Origin of the sequence: Pseudoalteromonas lipolytica (genome assembly GCF_900116435.1) — a bacterium.
Lineage (GTDB): Bacteria > Pseudomonadota > Gammaproteobacteria > Enterobacterales > Alteromonadaceae > Pseudoalteromonas > Pseudoalteromonas lipolytica.
Genome location: NZ_FPAZ01000012.1, coordinates 36,090 through 53,404 on the forward strand (window position 1 = coordinate 36,090; position 17,315 = coordinate 53,404).

Below are 17,315 nucleotides of genomic sequence, written 5' to 3' on the forward strand. Positions count from 1 at the left end.
TTAATGCTCCTCAGACTCTAAAAAGTCTTGAGCAAAGCGCTGAAGTACACCACCAGCTGAGTATATTGATACTTCTTCGGCTGTGTCTAAGCGACAGGTCATCGGTACTTCAACCACCTCACCACTTGTGCGTGTAATGAGCAGAGTTAATGTCGCACCAGGTGTTGGCTCGCCTTTAACGCTAAAGGTCTCACTACCATCAATGCCTAATGTAGTTCGTGTTGTGCCCGCTTTAAATTCAAGTGGTAACACACCCATACCAATAAGGTTTGTGCGATGAATTCGCTCAAAGCCTTCTGCAGCAATAACTTGTACACCAGCAAGACGAACCCCTTTTGCAGCCCAGTCACGTGACGAACCTTGACCATAATCAGCACCCGCCACAATGATGAGTGGTTGTTTACGCGCCATGTAGGTTTCGATAGCCTCCCACATACGGGTCACTTTACCTTCAGGCTCAATACGAGCATAAGAACCTTGCTTTATTTCACCATTTTCTTTAACCATTTCGTTCAATAGTTTAGGGTTTGCAAACGTTGCACGTTGAGCAGTTAAGTGATCCCCTCGGTGAGTAGCATACGAGTTAAAGTCTTCTTCGGGTAAGCCCATTTTAGCAAGGTACTCACCCGCAGCACTTGATGCTAAGATTGCATTCGAGGGTGATAAGTGATCAGTCGTAATATTGTCACCTAATACAGCTAATGCACGCATATCAGTTAAACTACGCTCACCAGCCAATGCACCTTCCCAATATGGCGGGCGACGAATATAAGTGCTTTGCGGACGCCATTGATAAAGTGGGTCGTTATATTCACCATAATCAACACTTAAATCAAACATAGGCTCGTAAACCTTTCTAAATTGTTCAGGTTTAACGCTTTGTTTAATCACTGCATCAATTTCTTCATCTGATGGCCATAGATCCATTAAGCGGATTTCGTTGCCGTGTGAATCGATTCCCAATACGTCTTTTTCGATGTCAAAACGAATAGTACCTGCAATGGCATAAGCAACCACTAAGGGAGGTGACGCAAGGAATGCTTGTTTGGCATAAGGGTGAATACGACCATCGAAGTTACGGTTACCCGACAACACAGCAGTTGCGTATAAGTCACGGTCAATAATTTCTTGTTGAATTTTAGGATCAAGCGCGCCACTCATCCCATTACAGGTTGTGCATGCAAATGCCACAATGCCAAAGCCTAACTTTTCAAGCTCTGGTAATAAATTGGCTTCTTCAAGGTATGATTTAACCGCTTTAGAACCCGGTGCTAAAGAGGTTTTAACCCACGGTTTACGTGATAAACCTTTCGCGTTCGCATTGCGCGCAAGTAAACCAGCAGCAATCACGTTACGCGGATTACTGGTATTAGTACAGCTCGTAATTGCTGCGATAATACATGCACCATCAGGCATTAAGCCTGCTTCATTTTCAACAACCCCTGTGATCCCTGCTTTAGCAAGGTCATTGGTTGCAACACGACGATGTGGATTAGATGGGCCCGCAATATTACGGCCAACGGATGATAAATCGAACGTTAAAACACGTTCATATTCAGCCGTTTTTAAACTATCGCTCCACAAGCCAGTTTCTTTTGCATAGGTTTCCACCAGCTTAACTTGCTCTTCTTCGCGGCCGGTTAGACGCAAGTAATCAAGTGTGTTGTCGTCAATATAGAACATAGCTGCTGTGGCACCAAATTCAGGTGTCATGTTTGAAATCGTTGCACGGTCACCTAACGTCAGTGCATCAGCCCCTTCACCATAAAACTCAAGGTAAGTTGAAACAACTTTCTCGTTACGTAAAAACTCCGTGATCGCAAGTACGATATCGGTTGCAGTAATGCCTGGTTGTGGTTTACCGGTAAGTTCAACACCAACAATATCAGGTAAGCGCATGTACGAAGCACGGCCAAGCATGACGCTTTCAGCTTCAAGCCCGCCCACGCCCACAGCAATAACGCCTAATGCATCAACCATAGGAGTATGGCTGTCTGTGCCGACTAAGGTATCTGGAAATGCAACGCCATCACGTTTTTGAATAACAGGCGACATTTTCTCTAAGTTGATTTGGTGCATGATGCCGTTACCCGGTGGAATAACATCAATGTTCTTAAATGCCGTTTTTGTCCAGTTTATAAAGTGAAAGCGATCATCGTTACGACGATCTTCAATGGCGCGATTTTTTTCAAACGCATCGGGTTCAAAACCTGCGTGTTCTACTGCTAATGAATGGTCAACGATTAATTGAGTAGGTACCACTGGGTTTACTTTCGCAGGATCGCCGCCTTTCGCGGCAATTGCATCGCGTAAACCGGCTAAATCAACCAGCGCTGTTTGGCCTAAAATGTCATGACACACGACACGTGCAGGAAACCACGGAAAATCTAGGTCACGTTTACGTTCAATTAATTGCGAAAGTGCATCGTTTAACATTTCAGGTTCACAGCGACGAACTAAGTTTTCAGCTAATACGCGTGATGTGTAAGGAAGTGTGGCGTAGCTGCCTGGCTTAATGGCATCAACAGCAGCGCGAGTATCAAAATAATCAACGCCGGTGCCTGCTAATGGTTTTCTAAATTCTGTATTCATGATGACTCTACTTGTACTTGGTGACGATGAAGGAAGCTGGGCTTGTTTTTAGTGTTTTTATGCCCTTTCATAAAAGGGCGGCTTAGCCGCCCCTGTCATTGGTTTGATTGGTGTTATTAACGCTCAGTAATTGGCGTATAGCTTCGTGCTTCTGGGCCCGTGTAATCAGCGCTTGGGCGGATAATACGGTTATTAGCACGCTGCTCTTTAACATGAGCAGTCCAACCTGTTACACGGCTCATCACGAAAATAGGCGTGAATAACTTCGTTGGAATGTCCATGAAGTGATACGCTGATGCATGGAAGAAATCAGCGTTACAGAACAATTTTTTCTCGCGCCACATAACGTCTTCACAACGAACAGATACCGGGTATAACACAGTATCACCCACTTCTGCTGCCAGTTTTTCAGACCATTTTTTGATGATCACGTTACGTGGGTCAGATTCGCGGTAAATGGCATGACCAAAGCCCATGATCTTATCTTTGCGCTCAAGCATGCCCATTAATGCTTCTTCAGCTTGATCGGCACTCGTAAAGCTTTCAATCATATCCATCGCAGCTTCATTCGCACCACCATGCAGTGGACCACGCAAACTACCAATTGCACCTGTCACACATGAATGAATATCAGACAAAGTTGAAGCACACACACGCGCTGTGAATGTCGATGCATTAAACTCGTGCTCTGCGTATAAAATGAGCGAAACATTCATTACTTGCTCAAATAATGCCGATGGCGCTTTGTCATGTAATAAATGTAAGAAATGTGCGCCAACCGAATCATCATCTGTTTCAGTATTAATACGTACACCGTCATGACTAAAACGGTACCAGTAACAAATAATGCTTGGGAATACAGCCACCATGCGGTCGATTGCATCATTGGCTTCACTAAAATCTTGCTCCATTTCTAGGTTACCTAGCATAGAGCAACCCGTACGCATAACATCCATAGGGTGTGCATCTTTAGGAATGTTTTCTAGTACTGTTTTTAGTGCGTCTGGTAAACCACGAAGTGTTTTTAACTTAGCTTTATATTCAGTAAGCTCTGCGGTTGTTGGTAATTCACCGCGCGATAGTAAAAAAGAGACTTCTTCAAACTGGGCTTTATCAGCCAGTTCACTAATATCATAACCACAATACGTTAAACCAGAGCCTGACTTACCTACTGTACACAGAGCTGTTTCACCTGCTACTTGACCACGTAAACCTGCGCCGCCTAATGCTTTATCTACCATGAGTGTTCTCCTTCAATGTTGTCGTTATGATTTTTTAGCTGAGAAAAGGTTATCAAGTGTATTTTCATATGAGTGATAGTCTAAAAACTCATATAACTCAGCACGTGTTTGCATATTATCGATTTGGCTTTGTTGTGAGCCTTCGTTAAGAATAGATGCATACACGTTAAGTGCTGCTTTGTTCATGGCTCTGAATGCACTTAATGGGTAAAGCACCATTTCAACACCCACTTCACTTAACTGCTCTTTGGTATAAATCGGTGTTTGACCAAATTCTGTGATATTCGCAAGGATTGGCACATTTAACGCTTTCGCAAACGCTTGATAATCGGCTAAATCATGAACTGCTTCAGCAAAGATTGCGTCAGCGCCCGCTTCAACACAGGCTGCTGCACGGTCGATAGCTGCATTTAGGCCTTCTTTTTGGAATGCATCAGTACGCGCCATAATGTAAAAATCGCTATCCGTTTTTGCATCAACCGCGGCTTTAATACGGTCAACCATTTCATCTTTAGAAACGATTTCTTTATTTGGACGATGACCACAGCGCTTTTGTGCTACTTGGTCTTCAATATGAAAACCCGCCGCGCCCGCTTTCGTCATTTCTTTAACTGTACGCGCAATGTTAAATGCCCCGCCCCAGCCTGTATCGGCATCAACAAGAAGCGGTAAGTCGGTAGCGCTGGTAATTCGACGAATATCTTCAAGTACGTTGTCTAGGCTGGTCATGCCTAAATCTGGCATGCCGTATGATGCATTAGCCACACCAGCGCCTGAGAGGTATAACGCTTGGTGGCCTGTTTTTTCAGCCATCATGGCACAATACGCATTGACAGTGCCGACCACTTGCAGTGGCTTATTGTTGGCTATCGCCTGTTTGAACTTTAATCCTGCTGACATTGGATAACTCCTATCTTTGAACGGTCACAGCTCTTTGGCTGTGTCTAATTTTTAAAATTAATCTGTGACGGTTTGACGACAACTCGGCTATTTTTTTGCCGCGTGTAAATCAAACTTAGTCTGTATATTGGCCTGAGATGCGCTTATATGGCGCTTCATTAGCATTTCAGCTAACTCCCCATCATGATTTTCAATGGCATTAATAATTGCAAGATGCTCATCAAAAGCCTTTGATACGCGAGGCCCCGCCATGCCCATTTGTACACGGTACATACGGATTAACTGATACAACTCATTACATAAAAGATGAATTAAGTGAGCGTTTTTAGAGCCTTTGATTATGCGATAATGAAAATCAAGGTCACCCGCTTCTTGGTAGTAAGATTCACCTTCTTTGACACGTTGTGTTTGCAAGTGTTGATTAAGTAACTGCTTTAAACCTTGCACTTCTTGTGGCTCCATATTGTCGGCAGCTAAACGACACGCAAGCCCTTCAAGCGCACTACGAACCTGATACACTTCAATAAGTCGCTCAGCAGTCAGTGCCACAACACGACAACCCACGTTTGCTTTACGTTCAACTAAGTAGCAACTTTCTAAACGATTAAGTGCTTCACGTAATGTAGCGCGACTAACGCCATAACGCTTCGCAAGTTCAGGCTCAGAAATTTTACTACCCTGTTCAATAGTGCCTTGAACTATTTCACGGCGCATGTCGACAAACACCTGGTCTGACGCTGTCGTTATCGTGATATCGTTATAGTTATCGTTGGCTTTTTGCTCTGTCATAGTCACTTCTTTAAACGTGCTGAATTTAGATTGTCGACAATTAATAACGTCACTATGCGCGCTATCGTATAAACTGTCAACCTTCAGACCATGAAAACAGGCTAAAAAAACAGCTAAATGTCGACATAAAGTGATATCTTTTGAAAATATTGACCATAAACAGTGTTTATAGGGGTGAAGTGTCGACAGTTTAGTCATACGTGTAAAACTATAAAAAAGTCCCCCGTACACATCAAAAATGATATGATCAGCACATTATCACGTGACTTGAGAGCCCTTTCGTGGACGCTAATACATTTATTCCCGATTCATTTATTGATGATGTAAAAAGCTACCTTCCTGCACATTTATCCCTAGACGATTTTATTGCTGCCTGTAGGCGCCCGCTCAGACGCTCTGTACGCGTTAATACATTAAAGATGTCTGTTGAAGAGTTTCAGCGCCAATGCGCACGCAAAGGCTGGGAGTTAACGGCCATTCCGTGGTGCGAAGAAGGGTTTTGGTTAACGCGACCAAGCGAAGAGGAATCCGCTCTTGCCATAGGCAATACTGACTTGCATTTAAGTGGCGCTATGTATGTACAAGAAGCAAGCTCAATGCTCCCCCCGGTTGCACTTAGAACAGAAGTACAGCACAGCGATGCGGTACTTGATATGGCGTCGGCGCCGGGTTCTAAAACATCACAAATTGCCGCCATGATGAATAATCAAGGGGTTTTAGTCGCGAATGAATTGTCGTCATCACGCTTAAAAGTACTGGCTGCCACACTTAAACGCATGGGCGTGGGTAACTGTGCGCTGTCACATTTTGATGGTGTGATCTTTGGTGATTACATGTATGAATGCTTTGATAGCATTTTACTCGACGCACCGTGTTCTGGTGAAGGCACCGTTCGTAAAGATGCAGACGCCCTTAAAAATTGGTCCATTGAATCTAACATCGATATTGCAGCGGTTCAAAAAGCACTCATTAAAAGTGCATTTTATGCATTGAAGCCTGGCGGTACACTCGTTTATTCAACCTGTACCCTAACCCCACTTGAAAACCAGCATGTTTGTGAGTATTTATTAGACACATTTCCTAACTGTGTTGAAGTACAACCACTTGATTGTTTATTCGAAGGGGCAAATAAGGCGACAACCCCTGAGGGCTACTTACACGTATGGCCACAAACATACGATAGCGAAGGCTTCTTTATCGCAAAATTCAAAAAAGTAGCTTCAGTTGATAACCCGAATCAAAAAGTCAAAAAAGGGGCATTTCCATTTACGGCGTTTGATAAAAAACAAAGCCAAGCATTTATGCAAACAATTAAAAAACAGTTCGGTCTAAAATCACTGCCAGGCAGCTTAATGCAGCGTGACAAAGAGCTTTGGCTATTTCCTGAATCTTTTAATGCACTTCAAGATAAAATCAAATATTCCCGCTTAGGAATCCAAATTGGTGTGATCCACAAAGGGGGTGTGCGCTTAACGCATGAGTTTGCCACAGTATTTGGCCAAGATTGCGATAAAAACACTTATGAAATGACAGCTTCTCAAGCAAATGATTACTTCAATGGTAAAGATATTCGTCTTGAGAAACCGGTTCAAGACAATGGCGAAGTTGTGTTATTGCTGTGTGGCTGTCCCGTGGGTTTAGGTAAATGGCAAAAAAATAAAATTAAAAACTCTTTACCACGCGATCTCGTGCAAAATACCCAGTTGATAACATGGGTATAACATGCGAATAAACACTGCATAAACACGGTTCTACTTTGGGTAACCAAAGGTAACAACTTGATTTTAAAGCAGTATAAAATTTGTACATTTATAGTGCAATTTTCATCTCATTAACTACACTTAAAAGTACTTTCTACTTCTCCCTACTGAATTTAGAAGGTGTTTTTTAAAGTTAGCGCAGGCTCGCAAGAGCCACCCCCTAAGCCCAGAACAATGCGGATTCGTTCTGGGCGTTTTTTATTCAAAAGTCGCATAGCCAAACATAATCCTTTTTGATTTCATTAATAAAATAACTAAAAAGGATCCTCTATGTTAAAACCGCTGTGTGTATTACTTCCCGTTTTTATTAGCTTCCAAAGTATTGCGAAAAACAGCCAGTACGAAGGCTTTAGCTATCCGAATAAGGCAAAGAACGCCATTAGTATTTCCTTTGATGATGCCAGACACAGTCAGGTAGACACAGGGTTAGCACTATTAGACAAGTATCAGGTTAAGGCCACCTTTTATGTCTCCCCTTTTAATGTCAAAGAACGCGTTGAAAAATGGCAAATGGCAGTAAAGTCTGGGCATGAGATAGCGAACCACACTACCAGCCATTTATGCACCGGCAATTTTGAGTGGTTGCGTAAACAGGGGGTTTCTCTTGAGCAAATTACGCTCAAAGACATAGAACAAGATATTCTAAAAGCGCAAGACTATATCAAGCATACGCTGGGCATTGAACCAACCTCGTTCGCATATCCGTGTGGAAACACATTTGTAGGGCGTGGTGCTAACACAAAAAGTTATGTGCCTGTTATTGCCAAGCACTTCAAAACAGGTCGAACTTGGCTAGATGAAACCGCCAACAACCCTAATTTTACTGATTTTACTCAGCTTACTAGCTTAGCGATTGATGGCCTTACCTTTGAACAAATAAAAACCATGCTTGAGCAGCACCGTACAAATAACAGCTGGATTATTCTTGCGGGGCATGAGGTGGGTAAAAGCAGTCAGTACACCACAGACAGCGATGCACTTGAGAAGCTTATCGTGTATTTACAAAACCCAGACAATGGTTTTTGGCTTGATACCGTGAGTAACGTCGCTAAATATGTAAAAGCTAACCGACAAGAAATTGATTAATGATCATTTAAATCAAACTCAGTAATTTGGTTATCAGCGTGAATAAGCTCATACTTTGCAAGCAACCCGTCATTAAGTTCAATCAAGCTGATAGCCGCATTACTTACAAGGTATTTTTGCCCGTCGCCTTTGGTTTGATGTTTATCAACTTCCATCTGCCAGCGCTTAGTAAAAAAGTTAAGGGGACTTTTCGGGGCATATAAAATTGAATCAAGCTTATCGAGTACGTTAATAAGTTTTCGCGGGAACTCATTTTTAATACCACTGGCCGTTAATTGCCAAATACGGTTTTTATGTTTCCCAAAGCGCTTTTGAACAGAAAAACAAAATGAATAATGGACATCGCCAGAAAGAATTAATGTTTCTTTCGGTGTATCTTCACGCCGAAATGTATCGAGTAACTTTTTAGCAGAGCCTTCGTGAGCCATCCAGTTTTCAACATCAACTAATAAAGGCTGACCACAAAAATTAAACATAGCCTGAATCGCTTCTATTGATTTCACCCCAAATACGGGCGCTGGAGAAACGATAATAACCTTATCATGCGAAAGTAAGCTTTCTTCAAGTTCGGTTAAGCGTTCCCAGTCGAGTAAACCTGAAGGCTCATTAAAGTTTTGCTCATTACGCCAGCGATGGGTGCGCGTATCAAGCACCACCACTTTAGGAATGGTATTGAGCTCGTAATGCCAGTAATTAAAATTGAGGATCAGCTTATCGAACTCTTTGAACTGCCATGTTTGGCCGTCAAAGCTTTCTGTGAACGCAGATAACAAAGACAGCGTTTTTTCACCCGCATCATTACCAATCCCTTGCATTAACCAATAACTTATTAAGCCGTTATTAACGATTCGCCGGCTGACTGGGTGTTGATAGATAGCGTGCTCCCACCCTGCCGTTAAATTCCAGTCATCTGTGACATCATGGTCGTCAAACATCATCAGGGTTGATACATTAGCAAACAACCGCTGTGTTTTATTCAACCCATCCGCAAAGCCAAGGAGTGCATCCTTTTCAAGCTGAAATTGCGTGGCGTGTTTAGGCGGCAGTGTTGGGCAATCTGTCTGTGCAAAATCAATTAGCTGCCACGAAACAGCACTAAAGTTAAGTATATAAAGTGCAATGAACTCTTGAAAATGTACTAAATGATTTTCAGCTTTTAAACTAGAAAAATGAGGCTCATCTTTTTTAAGCCAATAACCGACTCCCCATTTGCTGCGATTTTGCCAAGGCACTTTAGGCAAATAAAGATGGCGACTATAAAGCTGTTCGCTAAAACAGACGGGTAAATTGAGCTTAAGCGGCGGCTCTATAAAGATCCCAAACAGCGTTATGATTTTTTCTATCGCCAGTAACATCGGCCCTGCAACATCATCTGCGTATACTTGATCACCCGATAACAAAAGTAAATCAGCACCCGCGTTTAGCGATTGTCGCTGCTCATTTTGCCACGTGTCGGCTGCCACCAAACTATCTTTAGCAGGATGATGGGGGTTACGGCACGAACCATGTAAGATTTTATCGAGTCTATTGGGAATTACAAATGCAGGAAAGTCGGCACGTTCGTAGCAAAATGCAGATAAATCGAGGCTTTTATCACGATCATGAAGTGAATAATAGATCAGTGAATCAACCCCAAATGGCTGTGAGATTGGTAAAGCAATGACATAGTGAAGAAAGAGAGCCTCGCCTAATTGAATGACTTCATGCTGACAGGTAGATTCAAGGCCCTCAAACTCAATTCTATAATCACTATTTCGGGTTGTTACAAACTGAAAACAAACTTGATGAGGATCTGCACGGCGTACCATAGGCCCCATAATAAGTTGAGGTAAATTTGATACGCCGGTCATTGTTAAGCCCTTTTTGCTTGCTTAAACAGTGAATAGAAATTATCTGTCGTTGCGTTAGACAATTCGTTAAAAGTAAGCCCTTTTAACTCAGCAATATAATACGCAACGTCTTCTACATACGCGGGTTGGTTTGTTTTTCCACGGTATGGTACAGGGGCTAAATAAGGCGAATCTGTTTCGATTAAGAGCCGATCTAATGGGATTTTCTTCACAACGTCTTTTAGTTCAACGGCATTTTTAAATGTGACAATGCCTGAAATCGAAATATAAAAGCCCATATCAATCGCTTTCTTAGCCATATCCCAATCTTCAGTGAAACAATGCAGTACACCACCACATTTTTCAGCATTATGAGCGCGCATCAGGTTAATTGTGTCCTCACGCGCATCTCGAGTGTGAATGATAAGGGGTTTGTTAAGCTCATTAGCAACGTCTATATGCCCAACAAAGCTCTCTTGCTGAACGATATGCGTTTCTTTTGAGTAATAATAATCAAGACCTGTTTCACCAATTGCAACGACTTTATCGTGAGTAGCAAGGTTGATCAGTTGGTGTTTATCAAGTGCATCTTTTTGATCAAGAGGGTGTACGCCACACGAAGCGGATACATCTGGATAATCTTTAATTTTTTCAAGCATGCTTGGAAACTGCTCCAAAGTCACACTAACACATAAAAAGTGTTCGACTTGCTTTGCACGTGCGTTTTCAAGTACTTGGTCTAAATTAAGGTCGAGTTTGTCGAAGTCAAGACGGTCTAAATGACAATGAGAATCTACAATCATGGTACTACTTTTTTACATGGTATACGTCGGATTGTCAGAGTTTAACATAGTACCCAGCAGTTTTTCGATCTTGGCATTTAAATTGGTTTTATCGTCGATAAAGCTTATACCAATACCTGGCGGATTCGAGCTTTGTGCACCTTGTGGGGTTATCCAAGCAACCTTCCCAGTAATTACGTCATCTTCTAAAGCATCTGGTAATGTCACTTTTAAAGCCAATGAATGCCCCATTTCAAACCGCATATTAGTACGTACAAACAAACCACCATTTTTTATGAAAGGCATGTAACAGCGATATAATTCTTCTAAATCTTCGATATCTACTAATAATTCTTGCACAATATGTCCTAATTATGGCTTTCACGTAAAGAAAACGCTAGTTTCGAAATGGCCAGCGGCATATTCAAACCAAGCACATGTGAGCTGTTATAAATAAACTCAGAAATTGCAGATTGCGCTTTTTGATAGCTGAAAAAATCCATTCCCAATACTAATTGCGTTTTTAGATGCTCAGTTAAAAACAAAGTAAATACATTAACCAAACTTGTATCTTTATTCAGTATGTCGACTAACGCACTGAAATTATGGCTGTCTTTTATCTCAGTTGCAAATTTATAGAGTGTATCAATAGACTCTAATTGCTGTTCATTTTGCCATTGTTCTACAAGGAGTGGTTGTTGCGAAAACAAACCTAACCAAGAATAATTAGGAATATCTAGGGAGGCTAACCATTGTGTCGTAGTTTCTATATTAACTTTCACTTCGTGCACAGCACAACGACTGAGTATGGTCGCAGGTAATTGCGCGATTTGTTCACAGGTTAATAATAGGTAGCGGCGTAAACTTGGCTCTTCAAGCGTTTTTAATAGCGCATTGGCAGCGGCTGTGGTCATTTTATGGCACTGCTCAAGTACAACCACCTTATTACCGTTTTGAGCAGCTGAATGGTTGATAAAATCGGTAATATCACGAATTTCATCAACACCGATCGTTTGCCCGTCTACTTTAACCACCCGTTTATCGGGATGCGTGCCTGCTTGATTTAACAAACAACTTTTACAATGACCACAGGCAACCAAATTATTGGCTGAGGCACATAACAAACCATCAGCTAGCTGCTCTACTAAGCGCTGCTTGCCAACCCCTTTATCACCATTAAACAATTGCGCATGGTGAAAACGATGCTGAGAATAGCTCTGTGCTAACTGTTGTTGTAAGGGTTCAAGCCAAGGCAGTGGCATATTATTTTAAACTCTCAAAAAAGGTATCAAGTACCGTGGTGATGGCAGCATGCACTTCAGGCATCGCTTTATTTGCGTCAACAGTTTGAATACTGGGATCATGTTCAGCAAGTGCCAAATAACGCTCACGTGTACGTTCAAAAAAGCCGAGCGCTTCTTGTTCAATTCGATCAAGTTCTCCGCGTCCCTTCGCACGTGCAAGGCCCACAGCAGGGTCAATATCTAAATATATTGTTAAGTCTGGCTTTAAGCCTTTTAAAACCATATCAGCCAAAAAAGAGAGTTTTGATTGCTCAATACCACGACCACCCCCTTGGTAGGCTTGCGATGAGAGATCATGACGGTCTCCCAGTACCCAGGTCCCTTTATCGATTGCAGGTTTAATAACATTCGCAACAAGTTGAGACCGTGCAGCGTACATAATAAGCAATTCTGTCTCACCCGTTATTTGCTCTTCATGGGCCTGTTTTACAATGTGACGTAGTGCTTCCGCCACAGGGGTACCACCTGGCTCACGTACATTAATAAATTCAACCTGCTTGTGCTGTAGGTAAGCTTGGCACACGGCGATTGCCGTTGATTTTCCAGCCCCTTCAAGACCTTCAATCACTATAAATTTCGCTGTCATATGACTCTATTCTGGTTATTTGTTTAATTGGTACTGCTGCACAGCACGATTATGCTCTTTCAATGTTTTTGAAAATTGATGGCTCCCATCGCCTTTCGCTACAAAATAAACATACTCTGACTCAGGCGGATTCACCGCTGCAAGTAATGCCGCTCGCGATGGCATGGCAATCGGCGTTGGCGGCAGCCCTTTAATTTTATACGTATTATACGGTGTGTAAGTGGTTAAATCTTTACGTTTAATATCACCATCAAAGTCGGCTCCGATGCCGTAAATTACCGTTGGGTCTGTTTGTAAGCGCATATTGCTCTTTAACCGATTCGTAAAAACAGCCGATATTAAGGGCCTTTCACTTGCAAGCCCTGTTTCTTTCTCGATAATTGAGGCAAGTATCAGTGCCTCATACGGTGAGTTCAAGATTAAATCGTGTGCTCTATTTTGCCACGCATTATCGAGCTCTGTTTGCATTTTAGAGTAGGCACGCTTTAATACACTGCTGGCCGTGTCTTCACTATGATAGTGGTACGTATCAGGGAATAACCAACCTTCTAAATTTTCATCTTTATTGCTAATTTGCTTTGCTAAATTCTCTTCATCAAGGTCTTGCTTTAAATGAGTTTGCTTAGCAATGTTGGTAATTACTTCTCTCAGTGGTTGCCCTTCAATAATAGTAAAACTAAAGCTGACTTGAGCGCCTTGATTAATGCGGCGAATATTATCGATTACAGAGGTAGAATCAAGCTCATACAAGCCTGCTTTTAAATCCGTTAAGGTCGGGTCTAACTTTGCAAGCACCTGAAATTTAAAACAACTGTCAAGCCATTGCTTACTTTGCCACTGTTTGCATAATTGATTAAATCCTGTTCCGCGGTCCACTTTAAACAGTGTGCTGTTAGTAACATTTAATGGCATACTCAATGCTGCTTGAAGTTGTTGATAGCCAATACCACAACATAGCAATGCTAATAAAAGCACGCTAACAATGACTTTTATCACACATTCTCCTTGGCAAACTGGCTCGCTAATAATGCTTTACTTCGAGTAATGTCAAACTGTGTATCCGTAATGGCTGCAACAGGCACAACACCCATTAAGCTATTACACATAAAAACCGCATCCATCGCTAATAACTCTTCTACGCTAATTTGTTTAAACTCAATTGCTAACTTAGCACATAACGATTTTAGGTAAACCCCAGCAATCCCACAGTTATTTAATTGTGGCGAAAAAATCTGTTCATTTTTTATCGCAAATAAATTAGCAGCAGAGCTTTCTATTACATTGTCATTAATATCAAGCACTACAACATCGTCGCAATTAAGTGTGTTCATTTGATTTTTAATGAGCACTTGCTCGAGGCGGTTTAAGGTTTTTAAACCGGCAAGCACAGGCTGATGTGCAAGTTTAATACTGCTTATAGCGAGTGAAACCCCCTGCTCTTGCCATGTTTTATAATGTGCAACAGCAGGTAATACCGTGATAAGAACTTGAATCGAAGGCGCTTCAGGTAAGCCGTAACCTCGGCCGCCACTGCCGCGGGTAATAACAATTTTTAAAATGCCTGATTGCATATCGCCTATGGCCTGAAGCGAGGCATTTTCTATTGCCATGACATCTAAAGTTGGGAATGCTAAGCGCGCTGCACATTCTATTAAACGGGCTTTATGCAATGGCCAGTGCTCTATACTGGCATCATTAATGCGAGCCGTCGTGAAGAAGCCATCACCATAGTTAAGACCACGATCTTGAAAGCTGACCATGGTGTGGTCGTTGGTTATAATTATTGTTTGTTTAAATTTACTCATATAAAAAAGCCCAGTTAAACAACTGGGCTCTTCTTAATTTAGTCCGTTGTTACCGGCAATTATACCTTTTTAAATAGCAACGAGCCATTAGTACCACCAAAACCAAACGAATTACACAGTGCATAATCCAATTTAGCGTCACGTGCCGTGTGCGGTACATAGTCTAAATCACACCCTTCATCAGGATTATCAAGGTTAATTGTTGGGCTTACTTTTTGGTCTTGTAAAGACAAAATAGTAATAATAGACTCAACAGAGCCCGCTGCACCTAACAAATGACCCATCATTGATTTAGACGAACTAACCATCACATCTTTTGCTGCATCACCAAAAATTGATTTAACAGCCGATGTTTCAGCTTTATCACCTGCATGCGTTGAAGTACCATGCGCGTTAATGTAGCCCACTTGGTCAGCATTTACTTGTGCATCTTTCAACGCATTTTCCATAGCAAGTGCTGCCCCAGCGCCATCTTCTGGCGGTGAGGTCATGTGGTAAGCATCACCACTCATACCAAAACCTACAAGCTCTGCATAAATGTTTGCACCACGTGCTTTTGCATGCTCATACTCTTCCAGTACGATAACACCTGCACCATCGGCCAGAACAAAACCATCGCGGTCTTTATCCCACGGACGAGATGCGGCTTGTGGATCATCATTACGTGTTGATAATGCACGAGCTGCATTAAATCCGCCCATACCAATTGGCGTAGATGCTTTTTCAGCACCACCCGCAACCATCGCATCAGCATCACCGTATGCAATCATACGCGCTGCATGACCAATGTTATGCAAACCTGTTGTACAGGCCGTAACAATTGAGATATTAGGACCACGTAGCCCATGCATGATCGATAAGTGACCCGAAATCATGTTAATGATGGTCGACGGTACGTAGAACGGAGAAAGCTTACGCGGACCACTGTTTAATAGTTTTACGTGGTTTTCTTCGATTAACGTTAAACCACCGATGCCCGAACCCACTGCGACGCCAACGCGTGTCGCGTTTTCGTCAGTGATTTCTAAGCCAGAATCTTGTAGTGCTTGTACACCCGCTGCAATGCCATATTGGATAAACAAATCCATTTTTTTTGCATCTTTCGGTGACATGTAAGCTGATGCATCAAAGTCATTCAGCAAACCTGCGAATTTGGTGCCGAAACTTGAGGTATCGAAATGCGTGATAGTTTGAATACCACTTTTACCGTTTAACAAACCTTGCCAAGTAGATTCAACATCATTACCTAGCGGTGTCAACATTCCTAAGCCAGTTACGACGACTCGACGTTTAGCCACGGGTTGCCTCCAATAAGGAAATTATTTTAGGTGGGGTGTATACCAAAATATTCAGTATCATTCTTTAGATAGACTAAGGGCAGCCTAAAGCTGCCCTTAAAATCAAAATGCGATTGATTACTCAGCGTGAGCTGTAACGTAATCGATTGCAGCTTGAACTGTAGTGATCTTTTCAGCTTCTTCGTCTGGGATCTCAGTGTCGAACTCTTCTTCAAGAGCCATTACTAGTTCTACAGTATCAAGTGAATCAGCACCTAAGTCGTCAACGAAAGAAGCTTCATGTTTTACTTCTTCTTCTTTAACACCTAGTTGCTCGATAATAATTTTCTTTACGCGTTCTTGGATGTCGCTCATTCTTCTTTCCTTTATTAAATACGCCAATGCGTTATTTTCAGATTGCGGCGTAGTTTACGCCGCATAATTCTGTGATTCAAGGATTTGCTGATAATTACTTATCTGGTCAAACCTCTTGATTGGTATTTGTTCATTTATCGCTTATTTTCATAGCGAATTCAAGTATGTTTAAAGCAAGATCACAAAAAATTCAACATTTTTCGATAATCTTTTGTTAGCACTTTGGTGCTAACATTCATTAAACCATGTACATCGCGCCATTTACGTGCAATGTTTCACCCGATACATACGCAGCTGCGTCAGATGCTAAATAACACACTGCGGCTGCAATTTCTTCAGGCTGACCTAAACGACCCGCTGGCACATTTGCTAGCGTGGCTGCTTTTTGCTCATCTGTCAGCTCATCAGTCATGTCTGTTTGGATAAATCCAGGCGCTACAACGTTAACCGTGATACCACGAGACGCCACTTCGCGTGCAAGTGATTTAGTAAAACCAATCACACCTGCTTTTGCTGCAGCATAGTTTGCTTGACCCGCATTACCCATCGTGCCTACAACTGAACCAATGTTGATGATACGGCCATTTTTCTTTTTCATCATAGGACGTAAAACAGCTTTAGATAAACGGAAAACAGAGCTTAAGTTGGTGTCAATAATGTCATCCCACTCGCCGTCTTTCATTCGCATAAGTAAATTATCGCGCGTAATACCCGCATTATTTACTAATACATCAATATCACCTAAATCAGCTTTGATCGCAGCAAGTGTTGCTTCAATCGACTCTGGATCAGTCACGTTTAACGCATAACCTTTACCATTATCGCCTAAGTACTCACTGATTTTTGCAGCACCTGATTCGCTTGTCGCTGTGCCCGCAACTTTTGCACCTTGTGCCACTAAGGTATTCGCAATCGCTTTACCTATACCGCGGCTAGCACCTGTGATAAGGACAACTTTGCCCTCAAGAGAAAATAAATTTGTCATTCTA

Annotated in this window: 16 protein-coding genes; 2 read left to right on the forward strand and 14 right to left on the reverse strand. The window is 42.1% G+C overall.

Going from position 1 to position 17,315, the window contains the following annotated elements; genetic code table 11:
- From acnD to BM378_RS13465, 4 genes are all read right to left on the reverse strand, one after another.
- Positions 1-2,592, reverse strand: coding sequence for a Fe/S-dependent 2-methylisocitrate dehydratase AcnD (gene acnD, locus BM378_RS13450; RefSeq protein ID WP_074989387.1), 2,592 nt, complete (start codon positions 2,590-2,592; stop codon positions 1-3).
- A 116-nt stretch (positions 2,593-2,708) separates the two neighbouring features.
- Positions 2,709-3,833, reverse strand: a complete 1,125-nt coding sequence (gene prpC / locus BM378_RS13455) for a bifunctional 2-methylcitrate synthase/citrate synthase (RefSeq protein ID WP_074989388.1) — start codon at positions 3,831-3,833, stop codon at positions 2,709-2,711.
- Between the two features lie 24 nt (positions 3,834-3,857).
- Complete coding sequence (prpB, locus tag BM378_RS13460; RefSeq protein WP_036968012.1) at positions 3,858-4,733, reverse strand: methylisocitrate lyase; 876 nt, start codon at positions 4,731-4,733, stop codon at positions 3,858-3,860.
- Positions 4,734-4,820: 87 nt separating this feature from the next.
- The gene (locus BM378_RS13465; protein WP_036968009.1) at positions 4,821-5,522 is read right to left on the reverse strand and encodes a GntR family transcriptional regulator; all 702 of its coding nucleotides are present in this window, start codon (positions 5,520-5,522) and stop codon (positions 4,821-4,823) included.
- Positions 5,523-5,803: 281 nt separating this feature from the next.
- Between BM378_RS13465 and rsmF the strand changes: the two genes are divergently transcribed.
- Both rsmF and BM378_RS13475 read left to right on the forward strand, forming a co-directional pair.
- The gene (gene rsmF, locus BM378_RS13470) at positions 5,804-7,243 is read left to right on the forward strand and encodes a 16S rRNA (cytosine(1407)-C(5))-methyltransferase RsmF (RefSeq protein WP_036968006.1); all 1,440 of its coding nucleotides are present in this window, start codon (positions 5,804-5,806) and stop codon (positions 7,241-7,243) included.
- A gap of 309 nt (positions 7,244-7,552) precedes the next feature.
- Entirely contained in the window at positions 7,553-8,368 is an 816-nt protein-coding gene (locus BM378_RS13475; protein ID WP_074989389.1) for a polysaccharide deacetylase family protein, read from the forward strand.
- Here BM378_RS13475 and BM378_RS13480 read toward each other — a convergent pair.
- The 10 genes from BM378_RS13480 to fabG form a co-directional block, all read right to left on the reverse strand.
- A complete protein-coding gene (locus tag BM378_RS13480; RefSeq protein ID WP_036968003.1) occupies positions 8,365-10,218 on the reverse strand; it encodes an alkaline phosphatase D family protein in 1,854 nt (617 codons plus the stop codon). The genes BM378_RS13475 and BM378_RS13480 overlap by 4 nt on opposite strands.
- Before the next feature lie 2 nt (positions 10,219-10,220).
- Positions 10,221-11,000, reverse strand: a complete 780-nt coding sequence (locus BM378_RS13485) for a TatD family hydrolase (protein ID WP_036968000.1) — start codon at positions 10,998-11,000, stop codon at positions 10,221-10,223.
- 12 nt (positions 11,001-11,012) lie between these two features.
- Complete coding sequence (locus tag BM378_RS13490) at positions 11,013-11,339, reverse strand: PilZ domain-containing protein (RefSeq protein ID WP_036967997.1); 327 nt, start codon at positions 11,337-11,339, stop codon at positions 11,013-11,015.
- An 8-nt stretch (positions 11,340-11,347) separates the two neighbouring features.
- Complete coding sequence (locus BM378_RS13495) at positions 11,348-12,241, reverse strand: DNA polymerase III subunit (RefSeq protein WP_074989390.1); 894 nt, start codon at positions 12,239-12,241, stop codon at positions 11,348-11,350.
- Between the two features lies 1 nt (position 12,242).
- Entirely contained in the window at positions 12,243-12,869 is a 627-nt protein-coding gene (tmk, locus tag BM378_RS13500; protein WP_036967991.1) for a dTMP kinase, read from the reverse strand.
- Between the two features lie 15 nt (positions 12,870-12,884).
- A complete protein-coding gene (mltG, locus tag BM378_RS13505) occupies positions 12,885-13,865 on the reverse strand; it encodes an endolytic transglycosylase MltG (RefSeq protein WP_074989391.1) in 981 nt (326 codons plus the stop codon).
- A complete protein-coding gene (gene pabC / locus BM378_RS13510; RefSeq protein ID WP_074989392.1) occupies positions 13,862-14,674 on the reverse strand; it encodes an aminodeoxychorismate lyase in 813 nt (270 codons plus the stop codon). The genes mltG and pabC overlap by 4 nt, the downstream gene beginning before the upstream one ends.
- Positions 14,675-14,733: 59 nt before the next feature.
- On the reverse strand, positions 14,734-15,972 hold the full coding sequence (gene fabF / locus BM378_RS13515) for a beta-ketoacyl-ACP synthase II (protein ID WP_036967982.1): 1,239 nt from the start codon (positions 15,970-15,972) through the stop codon (positions 14,734-14,736).
- 117 nt (positions 15,973-16,089) lie between these two features.
- Entirely contained in the window at positions 16,090-16,326 is a 237-nt protein-coding gene (acpP, locus tag BM378_RS13520) for an acyl carrier protein (RefSeq protein ID WP_016707440.1), read from the reverse strand.
- A 238-nt stretch (positions 16,327-16,564) separates the two neighbouring features.
- Positions 16,565-17,311 carry a 3-oxoacyl-ACP reductase FabG gene (gene fabG / locus BM378_RS13525; protein ID WP_036967976.1) on the reverse strand — a complete coding sequence of 249 codons (747 nt, stop codon included), beginning with the start codon at positions 17,309-17,311 and terminating at the stop codon, positions 16,565-16,567.
- Between the last annotated feature and the right edge of the window lie 4 nt (positions 17,312-17,315).

What these genes read in the sequence shown, in the direction of transcription:
- acnD (WP_074989387.1), bottom strand. Translation starts at nt 2,592, where the DNA reads ATGAATACAGAATTTAGAAAACCATTAGCAGGCACCGGCGTTGATTAT.
- prpC (WP_074989388.1), bottom strand. Translation starts at nt 3,833, where the DNA reads ATGGTAGATAAAGCATTAGGCGGCGCAGGTTTACGTGGTCAAGTAGCA.
- prpB (WP_036968012.1), bottom strand. Translation starts at nt 4,733, where the DNA reads ATGTCAGCAGGATTAAAGTTCAAACAGGCGATAGCCAACAATAAGCCA.
- BM378_RS13465 (WP_036968009.1), bottom strand. Translation starts at nt 5,522, where the DNA reads ATGACAGAGCAAAAAGCCAACGATAACTATAACGATATCACGATAACG.
- BM378_RS13475 (WP_074989389.1), top strand. Translation starts at nt 7,553, where the DNA reads ATGTTAAAACCGCTGTGTGTATTACTTCCCGTTTTTATTAGCTTCCAA.
- BM378_RS13480 (WP_036968003.1), bottom strand. Translation starts at nt 10,218, where the DNA reads ATGACCGGCGTATCAAATTTACCTCAACTTATTATGGGGCCTATGGTA.
- BM378_RS13485 (WP_036968000.1), bottom strand. Translation starts at nt 11,000, where the DNA reads ATGATTGTAGATTCTCATTGTCATTTAGACCGTCTTGACTTCGACAAA.
- BM378_RS13495 (WP_074989390.1), bottom strand. Translation starts at nt 12,241, where the DNA reads ATGCCACTGCCTTGGCTTGAACCCTTACAACAACAGTTAGCACAGAGC.
- tmk (WP_036967991.1), bottom strand. Translation starts at nt 12,869, where the DNA reads ATGACAGCGAAATTTATAGTGATTGAAGGTCTTGAAGGGGCTGGAAAA.
- pabC (WP_074989392.1), bottom strand. Translation starts at nt 14,674, where the DNA reads ATGAGTAAATTTAAACAAACAATAATTATAACCAACGACCACACCATG.
- acpP (WP_016707440.1), bottom strand. Translation starts at nt 16,326, where the DNA reads ATGAGCGACATCCAAGAACGCGTAAAGAAAATTATTATCGAGCAACTA.
- fabG (WP_036967976.1), bottom strand. Translation starts at nt 17,311, where the DNA reads ATGACAAATTTATTTTCTCTTGAGGGCAAAGTTGTCCTTATCACAGGT.